Genomic DNA, 20401 nt, shown 5'->3' with positions numbered 1-20401 from the left:
AATCAAGGATTGGTTGTAATGACCATTGACGACTACTAAGGAAGGTAGAATTATCATGATCGATGACAAACCGCATGACCCCGCTGATGATGGCTACGGTCCGTCTTCTAGCTTCTTACTTGATATTGCCCCTCTCGTATTGACTGCCATGATTCTTATGGTGCAGTTTTTCATATTTAAAGATTTTACCCCGCACATTCCATTAGCCTGTGGCATTTTAATCACTGGCTTATTTATGAAGATGCGTGGTCGTGACTGGCAGGGTATGGAGGAGCGGTTTTTAAAAGTTATTAAAATCGGCTTACCGGCGATGATTATTCTGATGGGTGTCGGTATGCTCATTGGTTCATGGATTATTGCAGGGACGGTGCCGACCATTCTTTACTATGGATTCAGTATTTTTTCTCCTTCCTCCTTTTTATTTTCAGTTTGTATTATTTGCGCCATTATTTCTGTTGCCACTGGTACCTCATGGGGTACGGTCGGTACGGTAGGGCTAGCGATGATGGGTATCGGCATGGGGCTTGGCATTCCAGCGCATTTTACAGGCGGTGCTATTGTCTCGGGTGCTTTTTTCGGTGACAAAATGTCGCCATTGTCAGATACCACTAACCTGACACCTGCGGCAGCGGGCGTGGAGCTTTGGGACCATATCAAAGGTATGCTACCGACCACTGTCCCAGCCATGATTACCGCCTTAGCACTTTATGCATGGATTGGCATGGGTTATGGCGATGACAGTATTGATTTATCTTCTATCCAAGCATTACAAACCAATTTGGCTGACAATTACAATTTAAGCATTATTACCTTATTACCTGCGCTTGTAGTCGTGATCGCCGCTGTGATGAAAATGCCAGCGATACCGACCGTTTTGGGCGGTGTTGTCGTGGCATCAGTTATTGCATTTTTTATGCAAGGCGTTGGGGTCAGTGATATTTTTAACGTTTTACAAAACGGCTTTGTCAGTGAAACGGGCTTTGAAGTGGTTGATAAATTGCTATCAAAAGGCGGCGTCATGTCAATGACATGGGTCATTACCTTGACCATCTTTGCACTCGCTTTTGTCGGCTCGCTTGAACACTACGGCACCTTAAAAGCCATTATGGCGAAAATAGACAAGGCGGTGAAGTCGCGTATCGGCTTGATTTTGACGACTTATGCCAGCGTCCTTGGTGTCGGTACTTTAATCGGTGACGTTTATACGACGTTGGTGCTGCCAGGGCGTTTATTAAAAGACAAATATAAAGAAATGGGCTATAAGCGCACGACACTCACGCGCTCTATTGAAGACAGTGGCACGCTGTTGTCACCGCTGATTCCTTGGAACATGGGCGGTAGCTTTGTTGCTGCGACCCTTGGTATAGCGACATTGACTTATGCACCTTTTGCTTTTGCTTGCTGGTTGTCGCCTTTGTTTGGCTTGCTATGGGCATTCCTTGATAAGTTTATACCGCGTGAAGAGCCTTCGGTAGAAAAGCTCGACACGGCTACCTCAACGTCACTTAGTGACGTGTGACACAAGGGAGTATGAGATGTTACAAGAGCAATGTTTATGGAACATGACTGCCCCCAATATTGAGTCCTATAGTCAGATGAGTAGCGACACTCAAGCAACCATTTGTATCATTGGTGGCGGTTATACAGGGCTATCGGCTGCGATTCATTTGGCTGAAAAAGGCGTCAAGGTTATCTTACTTGAGAGCCAAACGATTGGTAATGGCGGTTCAGGGAAAAGCGTTGGGCTGGTCAATGCAGGGACATGGGCACGCCCTGATGACTTAAATATTGCGCTAGGTGAAGCGGCTGGCGAGCGTCTGACAGAAGCGCTTGGACAAGCACCAAGCTTAGTATTTGACCTAATCAAGCGTTATAATATCGACGCGCAAGCCACCCAAGCCGGCAATATCCATATGGCACATAACGCCAAAGGTGAAGTCGATGTCGATGTCAGATATGAGCAGCTAAGCCGTCGCGGTGCGAATGTTGAGGTGTTAACTGGCAGCAAATGCCATGAATATTGCGGCACCAAAAGTATCAATAAAGCACTACTAGATCATCGTGCTGGTACTATCAACCCGCTGGCTTATGTCAGAGGACTCGCAAAAGTCGCGACCAGTCTCGGCGTAATCATCTACGAGCATTCCGCTGTCGAGGCGCTGGAGAAAGTAGATGGTCATTGGTACACAAGAACTCCCAAAGCGCGGGTCAAGTCTGAGCGCGTCATTATTGCGACCAATGCCTACACCGAAGGCGAATGGACAGAAATTGCTAAGACTTTTTATCTCGTCGCTTATTATCAGATCGCTTCTGAGCCGCTCAGTGGAGCAGTAGCAGATCGTATCTTACCTTACAAAACAGGGGCATGGGATACGCGCTTGGCATTATCGAGCTTTCGCCGTGACAAAGATGATCGCTTGTTATTGGGAACGGTGGGTGGCAGGCAACTTAAACCAAAATCCTTCTATCAGTCATGGGCGAACGCTGTGCAAAAGAGCTATTATCCTGATTTGCCAGCATTCAATTGGCAATATGAATGGTGCGGCAATTTTGGCTTTACGCAAGACCATATCTTCCGTGTTTTGGAACCTGACGAAGGATTATTGACAGCGACTGCCTACAATGGACGTGGCATTACCACTGGTACGCTCATGGGAAAATGCTTTGCGGATTATATCTTGACTGGAGACAGAGCCAGTATTCCATTGCCATTTAAAACCTTGGAAGAGTCAAAGATAGCATTGGGTGCGATGAAATCTGGATTTACTGAAGTAGGGCTGACGCTCTATCATGCAGGGCAATGTCTAAAAATCATTAGATAGTTTTTTGACTACAGTAGGAAGATATAGGGTGAGTATTGACAACAGTAAAGGTGTTAAAAAAGAGGAACAATATCTGTATTTATCTTTCAGCAGCTGATGTGCTATCATCGCTAGCTGATCTATCGTGGGTTTAACAGCTTTGTATCGTCGTCCGTTATTATAATTAATGGTGGCATACGAACCTTGCAACTTCCAGCACGATATAAAACAATTCTGGTAAAGCGCATGAGCCTGTACTCCGACATCCTCATTTGTGCCTAATTTTATTTGCCTATATGGGCTCGTTTTATACTTTTTCGTCGGAGTTACAGGAGTCTAAGGTGTCCAATTTTACAAGCCACGCTACCAATCAATCCAAATATACCCGTCGTTATCACCCGCGCCACCCTCTCGCGCAATATGCAGTCAATCAAATAGACACGCTTGAGCTGCGTTCGCAAGCCATCATCAAAGCCATGGGGTATCCTCTCAAACACACGATACCTGCTTGTGATCGCTTGCGTCATGTATTGTCGAATAAGTATCTGGGGCTTGATGGTAGTTACATAGATAAATACTTTACTGCCGATGAATTCTTAGCAAAGTTGTTTAACATACTTGAGATACCGTACCAGCCATTTGCAGAAGATATCGCTCAGATTAAGCATGACTTAGCGCATTATTCCAATTCTTTACCCGAATATAGCTTACGAGCCGATGTGAATTTTACGTTTACTGCGGGCGCAAATTGGATGTCTCGTGATGGTGCTTCTCGGTTGGCTCAAGTGCAGTTACCAGAGGGATTTGCCAAACTGAGCGAGCGCGAGCGTGCGTCGATAGTGAAAAAAGGTATCCGTGAGCATTATCAGTATTATGAAGGCAATCTACCTTATGACGGCATCATCCAAGGCTACCGTTTGACGGTTGAGCACAATAATGAAGTGGTTAACAGAATAGCGTATGGATTGCCAAAATCGAGTAGTGTTTGAGAGTCTCGATGACACCATAGGTCTAAAAATCGGCGTAAATAAGCTTTTAAACAGAGCAAAGCCTCACTTGATAGTGAGGCTTTTTCGTTTTTGCAAATTATCTAAGCTTATTTATGCTTCAGGCTTAGATATGGCTCGCCATAAAATGACGAACAGCGCATCAAATTCTTTATTTATCGGGGCATTTGTCTGCCGCATGATGTGCATCAAACCCAAACGGCTGATAAAACCCATAAACACATCGAACAGAATATATAGCGGCACGGTGTCGTTCAATACACCACGTTTCTGACCGTCTTCTAGTACCTCCAAAAAAGCCCCAATCAGCTCCTTATTCTCATAGATAGCAATGTGACGAATGCGTGATACCGATACCGATGACAGCACCATAACCGCATCAGGATGCGAGTCTACGAAGTCAAAACATACCCATAGCGTCTTACGCAGGCGATCTTGCACGCTGTCAATGCCTTGCAAATGATCCATGATGCGTGCCGCCAGTCTACCGAGTACGATATCCATCACCGTGTTGAATAGTGTTTGCTTGTCCCCGAAGTATTTATAGAGGGTTTGCAATGAGACGTTGGCAGTCTTCGCAATTTGCACCATCGTCACTTCGTTAGCATCAAAACCTGCAAACACTTTACGAACCGCTTTTTCAATTTTTTCTAAAGTCGCAGGGCGCATATCTGATAAAGGTGCCAGTGCTCGGCTCTCAGTCATGTTAGGCATCTGATTCGTGGATTGCATGCTTTATCATTCCTTTAGGATAGAGGGTTTTAGACAGTTCGATAGCCACTTATTTGATCGTTTGATACGCTAAAATTTTATTAGGTAATATGAATTACCATTGTTTTTTGATAGGTTGCGTATTGTCTTTCACTATCTTAGTATGAGACTTGAATCTCAATAAATACAAAGAATTTTTAGATTATACCAAACGGTAATTTACATTACCATAAGTGATATATTTATGCTCAATAGCATTTTATATTAACCGATAGCAACTTCCCATCGTCAAGGATAGACAACATGAGTATTGAAAAATTTACCCCAAACTGGATGACCGAAGAGCACGAAATGGTCTATGACAGCGCGCTTAAAATGTTCAAAGGTTGGGAGCCAAAGGATGAACAATGGCGCAAAAATGGCATGATAGACCGTGCCGCGTGGGAAGAGGCAGGTGAAAACGGTTTCTTATGTGTCTCTATACCTGAAGAGTATGGCGGCGGCGGCGGTGATTTCGGTCATGAAGCGGCGCTGTTATACGCACAAGCGGAAGCCAATCAATCAGGGTTCGGTGGCATGGTACATTCAGGGATTGTCGCCCCCTATATTTTGAGTCATGGCACAGAAGCGCAAAAACAAGAATGGCTGCCTAAGATGGCGACAGGCGAGTATGTGGCTGCGATTGCCATGACCGAACCTGGTACTGGCTCAGATCTACAAAACATCAAAACCTATGCGGTAAAAGATGGCGATGATTATATTATCAATGGCTCAAAAACCTTTATTACCAACGGTCAGCATGCCAACCTGATTTTGCTCGCGTGCAAAACCGATCGGGAAAAAGGCGCGCAAGGCGTCTCGCTTATCGTGGTAGAAACGGACAAGGTAGAAGGGTTTGAACGTGGTCGTAACCTCGACAAGATTGGTCTGACCTCACAAGATACGTCGGAATTATTCTTTAGTAATGTGCGTGTGCCGCAAAAAAATCTGTTGGGCACTGCCGAAGGCATGGGCTTTATTCAAATGATGCAAGAGCTGCCACGCGAGCGTTTAATCATTGCCTTAACGGGCGTTGGTGCGATGAAGCTGGCGATCAATTTGACGCTAGATTATGTCAAAGGTCGGGAAGCGTTTGGCAAACCGATTTGGAAGTTTCAAAATACGCGCTTTAAAATGGCAGAATGCTACGCCGATTATCTCGCTGCCAGCACTATGTGCGATGCCGCTGTTGATGCCATGTTAGAAGGCAAATTGACAGTACCGCAGGCATCATTGATTAAATACTGGGTGACAGAAAAGCAGTGTGATGTGATCGACGAATGCGTCCAGTTGTTTGGCGGTTATGGTTATATGACAGAGTACCCAATCGCTCGCCTCTATGCCGATGCCCGCGTACAGAAAATCTACGGCGGCACCAATGAAATCATGAAAGAGCTGGCGTCACGCTTTATGTAAGTGGCTGATCTACTTATTTATTCTGATTACTGGTTCTACTTATTGATTTTAACATGGCGATTAGATTGCCATCATTGCTATTTATTTAAAAAAGAAAAAAAGGGATTTTTATGACTGAGACTGCTTACATTTATGATGCTATCCGTACTCCGCGCGGCAAAGGTAAAAAGGATGGCTCCTTATATCAGGCGTCACCAATTTGGCTGACCCGTACTCTATTAAAAGAGATGCAACAGCGGCATCATTTGGACACCAGTTTGGTTGATGATGTGGTGCTTGGTTGTGTGACACCCGTTGGTGAGCAGGGTTCTGATATTGCCCGTATTGCCGTCATTGATGCTGGCTGGGCGCAAAGTGTGGCGGGCGTTACTTTGTCTCGGTTTTGTGCGTCAGGTCTGGAGTCTATCAATCTCGCTGCCGCCAAGGTCATGTCAGGTATGGAAGATATGGTCGTTGCAGGCGGCGTAGAGTCGATGAGCCGCGTACCGATGGGCTCTGACGGCGGTGCATGGTATATGGATCCACGCGTTAACGAAGCGACGCATTTTGTCCCGCAAGGCGTTGGTGCAGATACCATCGCGACGCTGAAAGGCTTTAGTCGTACCGATGTCGATGCCTTTGCTAGCGAATCGCATCGCCGCGCTGCGAATGCGTGGGAGCAGGGCTATTATGATAAATCGGTCGTTCCTGTCACTGATATCAATGGCATGACATTATTGGATAAAGACGAAACCATCCGTCCCAATACCAATGTCGAGACCTTAGCAGGTCTCAATCCTTCCTTTATTATGCCGGGCAAGATGGGCTTTGATAGCGTGATCTTGGACAGGTATACCACTATTGAAAAAGTGAATCACGTGCATCATGCGGGTAACTCGTCAGGCATCGTCGATGGCGCGGCAATTTGCTTAGTCGGTAGCGCTGCCGCTGGTAAAAAAGCAGGTCTCAAACCCCGTGCCAAAATCACGATGGCTTCAGTTGTTGGTTCGGAACCTGCCATTATGCTGACAGGGCCAACGCCTGCCTGCCAAAAAGTGCTCAAAAAAGCGGGTATGCAAGCTTCAGATATAGACCTATGGGAAATCAACGAAGCTTTTGCTGCCGTGCCACTCAATACAGCTGATGACTTCGGCATCTCGCTTGATATCGTCAACGTCAATGGTGGCGCTATTGCTATGGGTCATCCTCTTGGTGCCACGGGCGCGATGCTCATGACTACTGTCCTTGACGAATTAGAACGTCGCGACCTAAAAACGGCCATGATCACACTCTGTGTCGGTGGTGGCATGGGCATTGCGACTATTATTGAGCGCGTATAGCACTAATAGATAATGCTAATGGATAGCGTTAATGGATAGCGTTAATGCGTTAATAGACAGGGCTAAGAGATTTTTAGTGATTTATATCGACATAAAATAATATAAGAAGGACTTAACATGAGCATAAACAGCGTAGATGCCATCAATGCATTGAATAACTTTTCTGCCGAATCTGATAATGGCATTATCACCGTCACGATTGACCAAAGCAGTCGCAAAATGAATGTCATCGGCGATGGTTTTACCGATACTTTTGCGGTGATGATAGACAGCTTTATTAACGATGCATCCGCCAAAGGTTTGATTCTGACCTCTGGTAAAGAAACCTTTGTCGTCGGTGCTGATATTGACCAATTGGCCAGTATTAAAACCGCTGAACAAGCCTTTGAGCTAGCCGAAAACCTGAAAGCTAGCTTACGCAAACTAGAGAAATCAGGTAAACCTGTCGTCGCTGCCATGACTGGAACGGCACTTGGCGGTGGTTTAGAGTTAGCATTGGCGTGTCATTATCGTATCGCGATTGACTCGCCTAAAACCAAACTGGGTCTACCTGAAGTCAAATTGGGCTTGCTGCCGGGTGGCGGTGGTACTCAGCGTTTACCGCGATTGGTCGGTATTCAATCAGCTTTAGAGCTGATGACCCAAGGTAAAGAGCTGCGTCCAGCTGCTGCTAAAGACATGGGTTTAATCGATGCCACTGCCACTGACAAAGCAGATATGCTCAAGCAGGCGACAGATTGGATAAAAGCCAATCCTACAGCGCAGCAACCGTGGGATAAAAAAGGCTTCAGAATCCCCGGCGGTGACAGTAAACATCCCAAAGTCGTACCCATATTTTCTATCGCGCCTGCCATGGCCAATCAAAAATCACACGGAAACTATCCTGCGATTACCCATATCATGTCTTGCGTGTTCGAAGGCTGCTTAGTGGATATCGATACGGGACTTGAGCTTGAGTCACGTTACTTCGCTGCTTGTGTGCTGTCTGCTGAGTCTAGAAATATGATTAACACGCTATGGACGCAGCTAAACAGCATCAAAAAAGGTCAGTCGCGTCCTGATGGCTTTGAGCGTTATAAAACCAAAAAAGTCGGCATTCTAGGTGCTGGCATGATGGGTGCAGGTATCGCTTATGTCTCAGCCAAAGCAGGCATAGAAGTGGTACTTTTAGATACCGAAATGGCAGGCGCTGAAAAAGGCAAAGCCTATTCTGCCACCATTTTGGATAAAGCCATTAGCCGTAAACGCTCCACGGAAGAGAAAAAGCAAGCGTTACTCAATCGCATCAAGCCGACAGTGTCTTATGATGATTTGGCAGACTGCGATCTGATTATCGAAGCCGTCTTTGAAAACCGTGAGATTAAAGCCAAGTGTACTGAGCAGTCTGAGGCAGTTATTCCTAACACTGCTGTCTATGCGTCTAATACGTCAACATTGCCTATCACTGGATTGGCAAAAGCCAGCACGCGTCCCAATCAATTTATCGGTCTGCATTTCTTCTCGCCAGTCGACAAGATGCCGTTGGTTGAGATTATCATGGGCGAGCAAACTGACGACGCCACTTTAGCAAAAGCGTTTGATTATGTCGTTCAAATTGGTAAGACACCCATCGTTGTTAATGACAGTCGCGGTTTTTATACGTCGCGCGTATTTGGTACCTATGTGTCAGAAGGTATTGCAATGTTAGGAGAGGGCGTCCATCCGCGCAGTATTGAGGTCGCTGGCATGAAAACAGGTATGCCCATGCCGCCACTGGCATTGCAAGATGAGGTGTCATTAAGTCTGGCTTTGCACGTGAGTGAACAGCAGCAGCTGGATATGCAAGCCGAAGGCAAACCAATCACTGTGCGTCCCTCGTACGAGATACTCAAAACGCTGGTCAATGAGCATGACCGAGAAGGAAAAAAGAACGGCAAAGGCTTTTATGACTATAAAGAAAACGGTGACAAAAAACTATGGCCTGAGTTGACCAATCTTTTTCCCACCAAGGATGAGCAGCCAACTCAGCAGGATATGATTGATCGTCTGATGTTTATTCAAGCCAACGAATCTGCTAAATGTTATCAAGAAAACGTCGTGCGCTCTGTCGCTGATACCAATATCGGCTCAATCTTTGGTTGGGGGTTTGCACCACATCAAGGCGGCACTCTGCAATTTATCAATTCGATGGGTCTAGAGACATTCATTGCACGCAGCCATGAGCTTGCCAGCAAATACGGTGAGCGTTTTGAACCTGCGCAGATTCTTGTGGATATGGCCGAAAAAGGCGAGGAGTTTGTAGATGGCTAATACAATAGCGCATTCTATGGCAGATTGTTTACAGGGGTTGCGAGTGGTCGATTTGACTCGTAACTTGCCGGGGCCTTTTGCTACGCGATTGCTTGCCGATTTGGGCGCAGAAATTATTAAAATTGAGCCCAAAAATGGCGATCCTGCCAGAGCCTTTGGCGAATTGTTTAAAGCATTAAACCATGGTAAAACCACTGAGAAACACGACTTTCGTGATCCCAAAGGTATTGACGCTATCAAAGCGCATCTCAAAGATGCCGATGTGATGTTAGACAGCTTTCGCCCTGACGTGTTAGAGGGCATGGGATTAGATGCCAAAACATTGCATGCGATTAATCCTCAGCTGGTGATGGTATCGATCACTGGTTATGGCGTGGCGAGTGGCAGTACAGTAGATAAAGCGATCACTCATGACTGGGCTAATAAAGCCGGTCACGATATTAATTTTATGGCGATGAGCGGTGTGCTTGATCAGCTAAAGACTGCCACTGGCGAGCAGGCGATGCCTAACGTGCAATTCGCAGATTTGGCAGGTGGCAGTGATACCGCTGTGATTGCATTGCTCGCTGCTGTGTTCGCCGCCCAGCGTACCGGCAAAGGTCGTCATATTGCCGTCAGTATGACGCACAGCTTGTATCAGCATCTGGTCATGCCAAAGGCAACGGGAGCGCTGGTGAAGAGCTTCTCAGGAAAAAAACCAGCACCGCAGCATGATTTTTTGGGTGGTCTATTACCCTGCTATCGATTGTACAAAACAGCAGACAAGCGTCATATGGCTGTTGGCTCGCTAGAGCTAAAATTTTGGCAAGGATTGTGTGAAGTATTGGATTTACCTGCGCTCAAAAATAGCCATTGGCAACTTGGTATTATGCCTAATACTTCTGAAAGCCAAGCGGCGGCTGAGACGGTAAGCGATAAATTTGCCAGTCAAACACTTCAGCATTGGCAACAAGTTTTTGCGGCAGCAGATGTCTGCGTGACCCCAGTACTGACCTTAGAAGAAGCCCAAGCGCATCCCTTATTTGCACATCAAGATGAGCATGGTGCTACATCCGGCTGGCAGTAAGAGAGGATATTGATTTTATAGCTATAGTCAGAGCACTTTTAAACCGCTACGGTGTTACCCGCCCTAAATGTACTCAGTGTACTATCTGCGGTCGGTCGCCTTGTAGCGATTCTAAAATTCCTTGACTATATCTCATAGCTAGGGCGTGTCATCAATTAGCACATGGATACATTTAGTGGTATTAAAATGGTTAAATTTTAAGCCTCACAATCTAAATGATGACACGCCCTAGCTCTCTCCAAAAAATTAATGACCAATGACCAATGACCAAGGAAGGTTATGATGAAAAAAATTTGGATAGATCACTATCCGAAAGGCGTCGTGTCTGATATCTCAGCGACAAACCAGTCATTACTAGAACTGTTTGAATGCTCTTTTGCAAAATTTTCTCAACAGGAATTTATCACCAACATGGGTGTCACTTATACCTATGCACAGGTTGATGAAACCTCTGAAGCTATTGCTGCTTGGATTCAAGGACTTAATCTTGAAAAAGGATCGGTGATAGCCATTATGATGCCGAACGTCAATCAATATCTGCCCATCGTCATCGGTGTACTACGGGCAGGAATGGTCATTACCCTCGTCAACCCTTTGTACACGGCGCGTGAGTTGAGGCATCAACTGAACGATTCTGACTGTAAAGCGATATTTATTTTGACCCCATTTTGTTTAACCCTCGAAAAAATTGTCCATGACACGGGTGTAAAAACCATTGTCTATAGCGATATCGGGGATATGCTGGGCACTGTCAAAGGCAAAATCGTCGACTTGGCTGCCAAGTATATTAAAAAAGCAGTCCCGCCACACTCACTCAAATCTAATGCTCAGTATCAAGTACAAAGCTATAAGTCTGTCCTAAAAAAGGGTAGAAACATGAGCTATACCCGACCTGACGCGGATACTAAAGACGTGGCGCTGTTAACGTATACAGGTGGCACGACAGGCAAAGCTAAAGGTATTATCGTCAGTCATCACAACATAGAGATTGCAACCTCGCAGTTTGAGGCATGGTTTCAGCCTGTGTATGCTGATGTGGACGATGATAAGCAAATGAATACCATTGTTGCTTTGCCGCTTTATCATATCTTTGCTTTTGTGGTTGCTATGCTAGGTTTCAGAGTGGGGCAGCATCTGACGCTCATTACCAATCCGCGTGATATTGATGGTTTTATAAAGACTCTAAACTCGCGGCCATTCCATCTTTTACCAGCAGTAAATACGCTATATCAGGCCTTGATGGCACATCCGCAGTTTAAAACGATTGACTTTTCTGAGTTAAAACTCTCTTTGGCTGGGGGCATGGCAGCGACGCCAGAAACCGCCAAAAAATGGCTCGACTCAACCGGTCATCCCATCTTAGAAGGTTGGGGGATGTCAGAAACCATTGGTGTGGGCACGGCCAATCCCTTTACCAACAAAGCGTTCAACGGCAGCATCGGCATGCCGCTACCTGGTGTAGATATCAATATTCGTGATGAGGATGAGACGGTTTTAGAAGTCGGTGAGGTTGGGGAAATATGTATTAAAGGTGACAATGTCATCGCAAGCTACCACAATATCGACAATACTGGGTTCTTCACCGCTGACGGCTATCTAAAGACCGGTGACATCGGGTCTATGGATGAGAAGGGCTACGTAAAAATCTATGATCGCAAAAAAGACATGATTATCGTCAGTGGCTTTAATGTCTATCCTAATGAAGTGGAAAACGTGATCGAGCGACATCCTAAAGTAGCTGAATGTTCCGTCGTTGGTATCGATGATGAGTTACAGGGACAGTCGGTCAAAGTCTTTATCGTTAAAGCGGATGCCAGTTTGACAACAGATGAAATCATGCAGTTCTGTAAAGAAGATCTGACGGGGTACAAACGTCCCAGACAGATCGAATTTATTGATGAATTACCCAAGTCGACAGTCGGTAAGATATTGCGTCATGAGCTCAGAAAATCGGCTAATAAAACATGATTACCGAATGGCTTATCACATTTGCCAACACTCATCACTGATGCTTTATCCAACACTTTTCCTAAATGTCAGATATTCAGCGCTGATAGCATCAGCATCTTCGATTTGCGGATAATGTCCCAATGCTGACATTTCTGTGGTATTGGCATTGGGAATCAATTCACGATAACGATGAATCATATGTTGACCTGAGATAGGGTCTTTGGCACCTGCGATCAGTTTGACCGGTACGTTGCTATTGATAATCGCGCCTACCCAGCGTTCACGGTATTGTTGACGTTGAGGGATATAGTCAATCAACTTGTGCATCACTGCTAAACCATTATTGTGCGTTAACAGCTGCCATAATGTGTCGATGACTTCAGGGGTTGGCGGTGTTGCAGGTCCAAATATGTGTTGCAAATTGTCCGCGAATTTTCGCTTGTTAATGAATTTGGATAGCAAAGGCCCTAATGGCGACAACAACAGTTTTTGAATCAGAATGGGTTTGTGAGTTTCAGGAAATAAGCCACCATTTAAAAAACAAACACTGGCAATGTGCCTGTCGCTGCTATCACTACTGTCATCAACTTGTCTCGCCAACAATTCTTGTGCAACCGTATCGCCATAATCATGCGCCAAAATATGATAGTCTTTGACACCAAGACGCTGCAAAACAGTCTCAAAAATATCAGCTTGCTCACTGATTAAGTAGCGCACGTTTTTGGGTTTATCAGACAAGCCAAACCCCAACATATCCAGAGTAATCACATAATAATGCTCAGTGAGATTATCCCACATACCTTCCCAGTCCCAACTGGCGCTAGGGTAGCCATGAATCAACAGTAAGGCTGGCGTGTCTTTGTCTCCGCCTTGACGGGTAAAAATCTGCTGACCATTAATAGATTCAAGCTGTCCCTGCTGTTGCCATTCGCTCAGTGTTATCATCGAAGGTTACTCCTCAAATGACGGGTCAGTGCGGCGGAGTTTTCTTAATAAGGCGGGCCACGCAATGTCACCATTGGCCTCTTTAGTCACTTGCTTGGATGCCGCTTGGATACCAGCCAATATTTGCGGTGATATCAAGGTTAATTCACTGCCGCCGCTTTGTGCCTTGATCTGAACCTCGCAGGCTTTTTGCATGATATACATATATAAAAAAGCATCCGCCACCGTGCTGGCACAAGTGAGTAAGCCATGATTACGTAAAATCATAAAATTGGCCTCGCCAAGGTCAGCGACTAAACGTACTTTTTCTTCAGGGTTTAAGGCGACACCTTCGTAATCGTGATATGCCAAGTTAGATAATGGAAATAAGGATTGCTGTGAGATAGGCAGTAAGCCCTGCTGCTGAGTAGATACAGCGACACCATCGCTGGTATGCAGATGAATCACGCAGTGGGCATCGTTACGGGCTTCATGGACGGCGCTATGAATGGTAAATCCTGCAGGATTGATATCGAATGCTGATGAAGACACTTTTTCACCAGCTTGATTGACTTTGACCAGATTAGAGGCAGTAATCTCTTCGAACAATAAACCGTAGGGGTTAATTAAAAATTCATCCTCAGTATCTGGTACGCGTGCCGAAATATGAGTAAAAACCAAATCATCCCAACCATACGAGGCAATCAATCGATAACAAGCCGCCAGATTGACTCGCATCTGCCATTCTTGTTCGGTTACATGGTCTTTTACATTCGGCGTTGAATTATTGTTCATTAGGTCATCCTTGACTGTTTTGAAGGTGATGAATACATCATTTTTTTCGTAAAGTTTCCTTGAATCTATATCCTAAAATAAATAAAAGCAATTGAATTCTGTATTCAAGATGCCTGAGACTCGCTGATGACATGTTTAATATAGATATAGTCAGTGAAAATTAATATCGATACATCACGCACTGCTGATATTGGTTTTCCTTGCTTGCTTGCTGTGCCTGTGCAGACAGAGGCTACAAAAAATTGATATCAGCAGTATCGTAGCGTTTTGGGGTATTTTGACTATATTTGAAGGCAATAGGTTTCATTTGGTTTTTTAGCTTGATAGAGAGATGAAACGTTTGTCTCCTATCATTGAGGATTAGTGTTCGCATTGTTATCATAAGCAGGTGAAAGATATTTTCCATACTATTTATCGTGAAAAGCAATAAGTAGTAAGATAATAGTCTTCCAAATCTGAGCACATTGCCCTCAATTCAACTGCGAAAAATATCCATGACTTCTTCACTGCATCGCCTATACTCTTTTCGTCGCTGTCCTTATGCCATGCGCACTCGACTCGGTATTTTATTTGCTGAGTTGCAGGTAGAGCTGCGAGAGATAGCTCTGAAAAATAAACCATCTCAAATGCTGGCTATTAGTCCGAAAGGCACCGTCCCTGTTTTGCAGCTTGCTAATGGTGTGGTGATTGAAGAGAGTCGCGACATAATGGTGTGGGCGCTTGAGCAGACAGATCCGCAGGGGTTACTCAATGCAGCAGTTTTACATCAAAGTAATACTCTACTTGATCAAAACGACAATGAATTTAAGCATTGGCTGGATCGCTATAAATATGCTGACCGTCATATTGAGATAACCCAGACAGAGTATCGACAACGAGGTGAAGCGTTTTTACAGGTTTTAGAGGAGCTGTTGACTAAAAACTCATATTTACTGGGGGATAGCCCGACCATTGCCGATATTGGTATCATGCCTTTTGTCCGTCAATTTGCCCATGTGGATCGCGATGTCTTTTATAGCTTACCTTACCCGAATCTGCAGCGATGGCTACAGCACTGGCTAGAGCAGCCACTTTTTTTGCAAGCCATGACCAAGTTTCCCCTTTGGCAAGAAGAGAGTGATATAGTGGTCTTTCCTTCTTGATACCAAGAGCGTAAAACTTCTGGTTTTCTTAACATTGCGATCTTAGTAGACTTATCTGAAAAAATTAACATATAGCTTCTTATAGCAATAAATTATAGCAATAAATTTTTAGACGATACCTGTTCATTGACTCTCTCTAATAGATTCACAAAGGCTCTCAATGATTTGTGCAAGAGGTTTCATGACTGGAAGTCTTTGTGGGGCGATACGGCTCTACAAAGACTTTTTCTTTTGAAAAATGATAAAGAAAATGTAAAAAGCTGACACAGAATAATAAAAGCCGATTGTTGCTGAATGAGTAAGAATACAAAGGAATAATGCGGTAACCTTAGGGTTATGGACGACGTTCGAATTTATATACAAAGGGAGTTGTAAAATGAAAGGAATTACACGTTTTTCGAACAGTTTGATGGAGAGGTATTTACCGGATCCGTTTTTGTTTGTGATTATCTTAACTGTCGTCATTTTTGGTATGGGCTTAGGGCTGACGGATTCTTCGCCTGTACAGATGGTGGCATATTGGGGTGAAGGATTCTGGGCGTTACTTGCGTTTTCAATGCAAATGGTGCTGGTGCTCGTCACTGGTTTTGTCTTGGCAAGCAGCCCGATATTTAAACAAGGGCTGGGCAAGCTTGCCGGTTTTGCACGGTCGCCAGGTAGTGCGATTATTTGGGTAACCTTAGTTTCTCTGGCAGCGAGCTGGATCAACTGGGGGTTTGGGTTGGTGATTGGTGCATTGTTCGCCAAAGAGTTGGCAAAGCGTGTTGAACATGTTGATTACCGTTTATTGATTGCCAGTGCTTATTCTGGATTTATCATTTGGCACGCTGGATTCTCTGGCTCGATTCCTCTATCGATTGCCACAGAAGGCCATCCTTTCGTTGACAAAATTGGTATTATTCCGACGACTGCGACCATCTTTGCAGGTTATAACTTAATTATCGTTGCTGCGCTGGTTATTATTGTCCCATTGTTAAACCGTTTAATGATGCCAAAAAGAGAAGATACAGTTACCGTAAATCCAAAGGTTTTGGCTGATCCCGTCATTGAAAAGCTTCCGGCAAAATCGGACATGACACCAGCAGAACGTTTAGAAAACAGTTGGATTTTATCGATGGTCATAGGCGCATTGGGGCTTGCCTTTATCGTCTATTATTTTGTACAAAATGGCTTTGCGTTAACGCTCGACTTGGTCAACTTTATGTTCTTGTTCCTTGGCATCATATTCCACGGAACGCCTCGCAAGTATTTGATTGCCGTTCAAGAAGCGGTCAAAGGCGCAGGCGCTATCATCGTTCAGTTTCCGTTTTATGCAGGTATTATGGGCATGATGACGGCATCTGGTTTGGCAGCCGTTATGTCAGAAGCGTTTGTTAGCGTTTCGACAGCAGACACACTGCCACTTTTTGCATTTTTGAGTGCAGGACTGGTCAACTTTTTCGTCCCTTCGGGTGGTGGACAATGGGCAGTGCAAGCGCCAATTATGCTGGAAGCTGCGGAAATGCTTGGCAGTGACCCCGCGAAAGTTGCCATGGCCGTCGCATGGGGCGATGCGTGGACAAACATGATTCAGCCATTTTGGGCGTTGCCTGCACTGGCAATCGCTGGACTAAAAGCCAAAGATATCATGGGCTTTTGTGTCATTGTTTTGGTCGTCAGTGGCGTTGTGATTGGGTTAGGGTTGTTGTTTTTATAATTAAAAAATAGCCTTAGCGTGACAGCTTAACGTTTAGACCTTGCCTGATTAATGGGCAAGGTCTTTTTTTATGAAAATAATTCAAGTGGTATATCTGTCGCTGCCTATCTAAAATTGTCCAAATAAGCGACAATACCCGCATACATTCTAAGCATATATTGAGAGGTTTATATGCCCTTAGAAGCGCATATAGAAACACATATCGAAACGCATATTATTTTTTAATAGTAGACATCTATTACTGCTAACCCAAATAAAAAGGCAATCCTAAATGACCAATAGTAACCCGTATGATTTTGCACCTTTACAGCCCACAGGTAGAAACGAGACTGATACTGCCAATACCTATGCGCCTGAAGATATGATTAAAATATACGAGCAGCAGTTTTTGATCCCAGTACCTGAAGAAAAGCTAACTGAGTTTTTACCCGCACTAAAGAGGTTTTATGACATCGATAATAATACGTTGGATGTCAGTGCTATTATTTTCGATGCAATCGCAGAATCCTCTATCATTTATAATCATAAAATTAAAGTAGGCGACTATCAAATACTGGGCGGATTGGTAGAGGAAGCGATCGAATATGATGAAGACAATAAAAATGATGAAAGCGTTGAAGACAAAGAAATCCAAGCCTATACTTTAGAGTGTCAGCGTGCTTTCTTTATTAATGATATAGAGATACTTTATCATTTTAATTTATTTATTTATGGCGATGGTTATTCTACTTTAACCAAAAAAGACACTGTACTAGAAAAAATGTATTGGTTTGTTAGAGGTAGATTTGAAGAAGATTTATTAGATGACTCTGAAGACAATGACAGTTTAGACTCTATTAATAAGCAGCTAGCCAGCTTAGGTATTCGGGAAATGGATTTGACGACCATAGATGAGATCGTAAGCTATGTAGAAGACAGCATCATAGATGATGCCATGGTAGACAAGCTTAATAAATTATTGGATGATGCGGAATAGCCTAAAGGATAAGTCTGTGGGTTAGATGGTATATAGTCAAAAGTGATAGTATCGAAACATCAAAACCGAAGAAAGTTAAGCGAACGCAATACATCAGTATAGTGTATGGTATGTATTGAACAATGTTGACTCTATAGTGGTTTTATACTGGGTAAACTATAGGCTTTATGACGGATATCAAAGCAGTTTTAAAACGTTATCTCAAAAAAAATTAACAATCAGGAAGTTATCATGAGAAAAATATTAAGAACCACTATTGCGACTCTTGTTCTGCCTACTATGTTTTTTGGTGTCTCTGGCTGTAGTATGACAGGCAGTGGCAGTATCGATAACGAGGGTGACAGCCGCCGGGTGAGTAATGTTGTATGGAATAATCAGGTCGATACAGACTTCCGTGACTTGTTATCATCAGAAATAAGTAGTGATGAAACTCGATTGGTATTTATTCGTAAAAATGATGACGATCTAGAGCAAACCAGTGCCAATATTTCTGTCAATAACAGGTATCAGGTGAGCTTACACCCTGGTAACTATACTGCTGTCAATTCTTGTGTTGGTAACAATCGGCTTAGTGCTCATGCCACCGGTTTTAAAGACAATGATTTACTCGCAGACAAAAAAGATTACCAACTTGATAAAGGTCAAACGTACTTTTTTTACATTGATATGGACAACACTGGTAAGAGCACACTTGAGCAAATCACTGTTGCTAGTGCATTACCGTTATTAGAAACCAAGCGCTATCAGTCCCATCAAGTCAGCAGAGTAGTGCCAAATTGCTTAGCACCTATTATGACGTCGCCACCAGTAATAACTCCGCTACCAGTAATAACACCACAAGCACCAGTGCTGGCTGAAAAAGTGACCATCGATCTCGAAGTTTTGTTTGAAACAGACATGGCCATTGTACGCCCTGATTACTATAGCAAAATTTCTGAAGTCGCAGACTTCATGACGCAATATCCCAACACTATGGTTACCATTGAAGGTCATACCGATAGCCGCGCAAGTGACCGCTATAATCAAGCGTTGTCACAACGACGAGTAGATGCTGTAAAAGAGGTGCTAATTACCCAATTTGGTGTTGTGTCTGAACGCCTCAGCGCCATTGGTTACGGCGAATCGCAGCCAAGAGCCAGTAATGACACTGCCGCAGGCCGTCAGCTTAATCGCCGCGTCGTTGCTGTTGTAGAAGAACGCGCGCGCAACTGATACGCAACTGATGCTATGGCAACTAACATTGCCTCATAAAAAATATTTTAAGCGGTATCACTGCACTTAAAAATAGAAGGTAACAACATGAACACTATCATCGTAAAAACGAACAACGCCACTCAAACCATAAGCCAAGTAGACGTTGTAACCCAAGATGGCATACCTACGATTATTAAAGCTACGAACAAAGTAAATTACGAGTTTCATGATACCGCCATTAATCGTGCGCCTAATCACATTATTACCAAACGTATTAAAAACGACCTTCATGTCTCATTCGAAGAAGAAGGTGAGAGCAGCGACCTCATTATAGAGGGGTTTTACGACAATGCAGATAGTGCTTTGCTTGGTATTGCTGAAGATGGTGAGTATTATTATTATATTCCAGACACTGGCGAAACTTATGATTATGTCACCCAGCTAGAGATAGGCGATGTGGAAGGGCAGGCTCTAGGTGGTCAAGAGTATGTGGCAGCAGCTATACCATGGTGGATACCCGCTGCAGCTGGTGTAGGACTCGTCGGATTACTGGCTAGTATGAATAGTAATAGCCGAAACAGTGACAGCAATATTGAAGAAGGCACGTCACCACTGGCAACGGACGACCTCCAAACCGGCACGCTAGGTCAACCCGTGGTCATCGACGTGCTTGGCAACGACACCGACCTTGAAGGCGACATTGACCCAACCAGCGTCAAACTGATTGACCCAAATAGCGGTCTTGAAGTCACCACCTTAACCGTAGCAGGCGAAGGTGCTTGGACAGTTGATCCCGTGACAGGCGCAGTGACCTTTACACCAGAAGCCGGCTTCACCAATGATCCGACACCGGTGAACTATGTGGTCTCTGACCTGACCGGTAACAAATCGAACCAAGCAAGTATCGTTGTGGATTACCCACCAACCGCACCAAATGCCGTTGATGAGATTCAAACCGGCACGCTAGGTCAACCCGTGGTCATCGACGTGCTTGGCAATGACACCGACCTTGAAGGCGACATTGACCCAACCAGCGTCAAACTGATTGACCCAAATAGCGGTCTTGAAGTCACCAC

16 protein-coding genes are annotated in these 20401 nt (G+C 44.4%); 13 read left to right on the top strand and 3 right to left on the bottom strand.

Going from position 1 to position 20401, the window contains the following annotated elements:
* Nucleotides 1-55: 55 nt before the first annotated feature.
* From nhaC to JMY08_RS12360, 3 genes are all read left to right on the top strand, one after another.
* Complete coding sequence (gene nhaC / locus JMY08_RS12370) at nt 56-1519, top strand: Na+/H+ antiporter NhaC (RefSeq protein ID WP_201593574.1); 1464 nt, start codon at nt 56-58, stop codon at nt 1517-1519.
* 16 nt (nt 1520-1535) lie between these two features.
* Nucleotides 1536-2822 (top strand): NAD(P)/FAD-dependent oxidoreductase, encoded by a 1287-nt coding sequence (locus JMY08_RS12365; protein WP_201593573.1) that lies wholly within the window; start codon nt 1536-1538, stop codon nt 2820-2822.
* Nucleotides 2823-3142: 320 nt separating this feature from the next.
* Complete coding sequence (locus JMY08_RS12360) at nt 3143-3790, top strand: hypothetical protein (RefSeq protein WP_201593572.1); 648 nt, start codon at nt 3143-3145, stop codon at nt 3788-3790.
* A 111-nt stretch (nt 3791-3901) separates the two neighbouring features.
* On the opposite strand, the gene JMY08_RS12355 is transcribed toward JMY08_RS12360, so the two are convergent.
* On the bottom strand, nt 3902-4540 hold the full coding sequence (locus tag JMY08_RS12355; protein ID WP_201593571.1) for a TetR/AcrR family transcriptional regulator: 639 nt from the start codon (nt 4538-4540) through the stop codon (nt 3902-3904).
* 282 nt (nt 4541-4822) lie between these two features.
* Between JMY08_RS12355 and JMY08_RS12350 the strand changes: the two genes are divergently transcribed.
* The 5 genes from JMY08_RS12350 (at nt 4823) to JMY08_RS12330 (ending at nt 12616) form a co-directional block, all read left to right on the top strand.
* Nucleotides 4823-5974, top strand: coding sequence for an acyl-CoA dehydrogenase family protein (locus JMY08_RS12350; RefSeq protein ID WP_010198593.1), 1152 nt, complete (start codon nt 4823-4825; stop codon nt 5972-5974).
* Nucleotides 5975-6084: 110 nt separating this feature from the next.
* The gene (locus JMY08_RS12345) at nt 6085-7293 is read left to right on the top strand and encodes an acetyl-CoA C-acetyltransferase (protein ID WP_189581227.1); all 1209 of its coding nucleotides are present in this window, start codon (nt 6085-6087) and stop codon (nt 7291-7293) included.
* 117 nt (nt 7294-7410) lie between these two features.
* Nucleotides 7411-9582 (top strand): 3-hydroxyacyl-CoA dehydrogenase NAD-binding domain-containing protein, encoded by a 2172-nt coding sequence (locus JMY08_RS12340; RefSeq protein ID WP_201593570.1) that lies wholly within the window; start codon nt 7411-7413, stop codon nt 9580-9582.
* Nucleotides 9575-10648, top strand: coding sequence for a CaiB/BaiF CoA transferase family protein (locus JMY08_RS12335; protein ID WP_201593569.1), 1074 nt, complete (start codon nt 9575-9577; stop codon nt 10646-10648). Before JMY08_RS12340 ends, JMY08_RS12335 begins: the two co-directional genes overlap by 8 nt.
* Nucleotides 10649-10927: 279 nt before the next feature.
* A complete protein-coding gene (locus JMY08_RS12330; protein ID WP_265089753.1) occupies nt 10928-12616 on the top strand; it encodes an AMP-binding protein in 1689 nt (562 codons plus the stop codon).
* A gap of 45 nt (nt 12617-12661) precedes the next feature.
* Here the strand turns inward: JMY08_RS12330 and JMY08_RS12325 are convergent, their stop codons facing one another.
* The gene (locus JMY08_RS12325) at nt 12662-13543 is read right to left on the bottom strand and encodes an alpha/beta fold hydrolase (protein WP_201593568.1); all 882 of its coding nucleotides are present in this window, start codon (nt 13541-13543) and stop codon (nt 12662-12664) included.
* A 6-nt stretch (nt 13544-13549) separates the two neighbouring features.
* Nucleotides 13550-14317, bottom strand: a complete 768-nt coding sequence (locus JMY08_RS12320) for a class II aldolase/adducin family protein (RefSeq protein WP_201593567.1) — start codon at nt 14315-14317, stop codon at nt 13550-13552.
* 494 nt (nt 14318-14811) lie between these two features.
* Here JMY08_RS12320 and JMY08_RS12315 point away from each other — a divergent pair, with 494 nt between their 5' ends.
* From JMY08_RS12315 to JMY08_RS12295, 5 genes are all read left to right on the top strand, one after another.
* Nucleotides 14812-15459, top strand: coding sequence for a glutathione S-transferase (locus JMY08_RS12315; RefSeq protein WP_201593566.1), 648 nt, complete (start codon nt 14812-14814; stop codon nt 15457-15459).
* Between the two features lie 376 nt (nt 15460-15835).
* The gene (locus JMY08_RS12310; RefSeq protein ID WP_189581244.1) at nt 15836-17155 is read left to right on the top strand and encodes a short-chain fatty acid transporter; all 1320 of its coding nucleotides are present in this window, start codon (nt 15836-15838) and stop codon (nt 17153-17155) included.
* Nucleotides 17156-17426: 271 nt separating this feature from the next.
* Nucleotides 17427-18131, top strand: a complete 705-nt coding sequence (locus JMY08_RS12305; protein WP_201593565.1) for a hypothetical protein — start codon at nt 17427-17429, stop codon at nt 18129-18131.
* 231 nt (nt 18132-18362) lie between these two features.
* The gene (locus JMY08_RS12300; protein WP_201593564.1) at nt 18363-19343 is read left to right on the top strand and encodes an OmpA family protein; all 981 of its coding nucleotides are present in this window, start codon (nt 18363-18365) and stop codon (nt 19341-19343) included.
* 87 nt (nt 19344-19430) lie between these two features.
* Nucleotides 19431-20401 (top strand): Ig-like domain-containing protein (locus JMY08_RS12295; RefSeq protein ID WP_265089752.1); only part of this gene is annotated, 971 nt, incomplete at its 3' end.

It is taken from the genome of Psychrobacter sp. Pi2-51, assembly GCF_904846665.1.
GTDB lineage: Bacteria > Pseudomonadota > Gammaproteobacteria > Pseudomonadales > Moraxellaceae > Psychrobacter > Psychrobacter glaciei.
This window is presented reverse-complemented; position numbering and strand designations above follow the sequence as displayed.

What these genes read in the sequence shown, in the direction of transcription:
- JMY08_RS12335 (WP_201593569.1), top strand. Translation starts at nt 9,575, where the DNA reads ATGGCTAATACAATAGCGCATTCTATGGCAGATTGTTTACAGGGGTTG.
- JMY08_RS12310 (WP_189581244.1), top strand. Translation starts at nt 15,836, where the DNA reads ATGAAAGGAATTACACGTTTTTCGAACAGTTTGATGGAGAGGTATTTA.
- JMY08_RS12365 (WP_201593573.1), top strand. Translation starts at nt 1,536, where the DNA reads ATGTTACAAGAGCAATGTTTATGGAACATGACTGCCCCCAATATTGAG.
- JMY08_RS12355 (WP_201593571.1), bottom strand. Translation starts at nt 4,540, where the DNA reads ATGCAATCCACGAATCAGATGCCTAACATGACTGAGAGCCGAGCACTG.
- JMY08_RS12350 (WP_010198593.1), top strand. Translation starts at nt 4,823, where the DNA reads ATGAGTATTGAAAAATTTACCCCAAACTGGATGACCGAAGAGCACGAA.
- JMY08_RS12325 (WP_201593568.1), bottom strand. Translation starts at nt 13,543, where the DNA reads ATGATAACACTGAGCGAATGGCAACAGCAGGGACAGCTTGAATCTATT.
- JMY08_RS12340 (WP_201593570.1), top strand. Translation starts at nt 7,411, where the DNA reads ATGAGCATAAACAGCGTAGATGCCATCAATGCATTGAATAACTTTTCT.
- nhaC (WP_201593574.1), top strand. Translation starts at nt 56, where the DNA reads ATGATCGATGACAAACCGCATGACCCCGCTGATGATGGCTACGGTCCG.
- JMY08_RS12305 (WP_201593565.1), top strand. Translation starts at nt 17,427, where the DNA reads ATGACCAATAGTAACCCGTATGATTTTGCACCTTTACAGCCCACAGGT.
- JMY08_RS12345 (WP_189581227.1), top strand. Translation starts at nt 6,085, where the DNA reads ATGACTGAGACTGCTTACATTTATGATGCTATCCGTACTCCGCGCGGC.
- JMY08_RS12315 (WP_201593566.1), top strand. Translation starts at nt 14,812, where the DNA reads ATGACTTCTTCACTGCATCGCCTATACTCTTTTCGTCGCTGTCCTTAT.
- JMY08_RS12300 (WP_201593564.1), top strand. Translation starts at nt 18,363, where the DNA reads ATGAGAAAAATATTAAGAACCACTATTGCGACTCTTGTTCTGCCTACT.
- JMY08_RS12330 (WP_265089753.1), top strand. Translation starts at nt 10,928, where the DNA reads ATGATGAAAAAAATTTGGATAGATCACTATCCGAAAGGCGTCGTGTCT.
- JMY08_RS12320 (WP_201593567.1), bottom strand. Translation starts at nt 14,317, where the DNA reads ATGAACAATAATTCAACGCCGAATGTAAAAGACCATGTAACCGAACAA.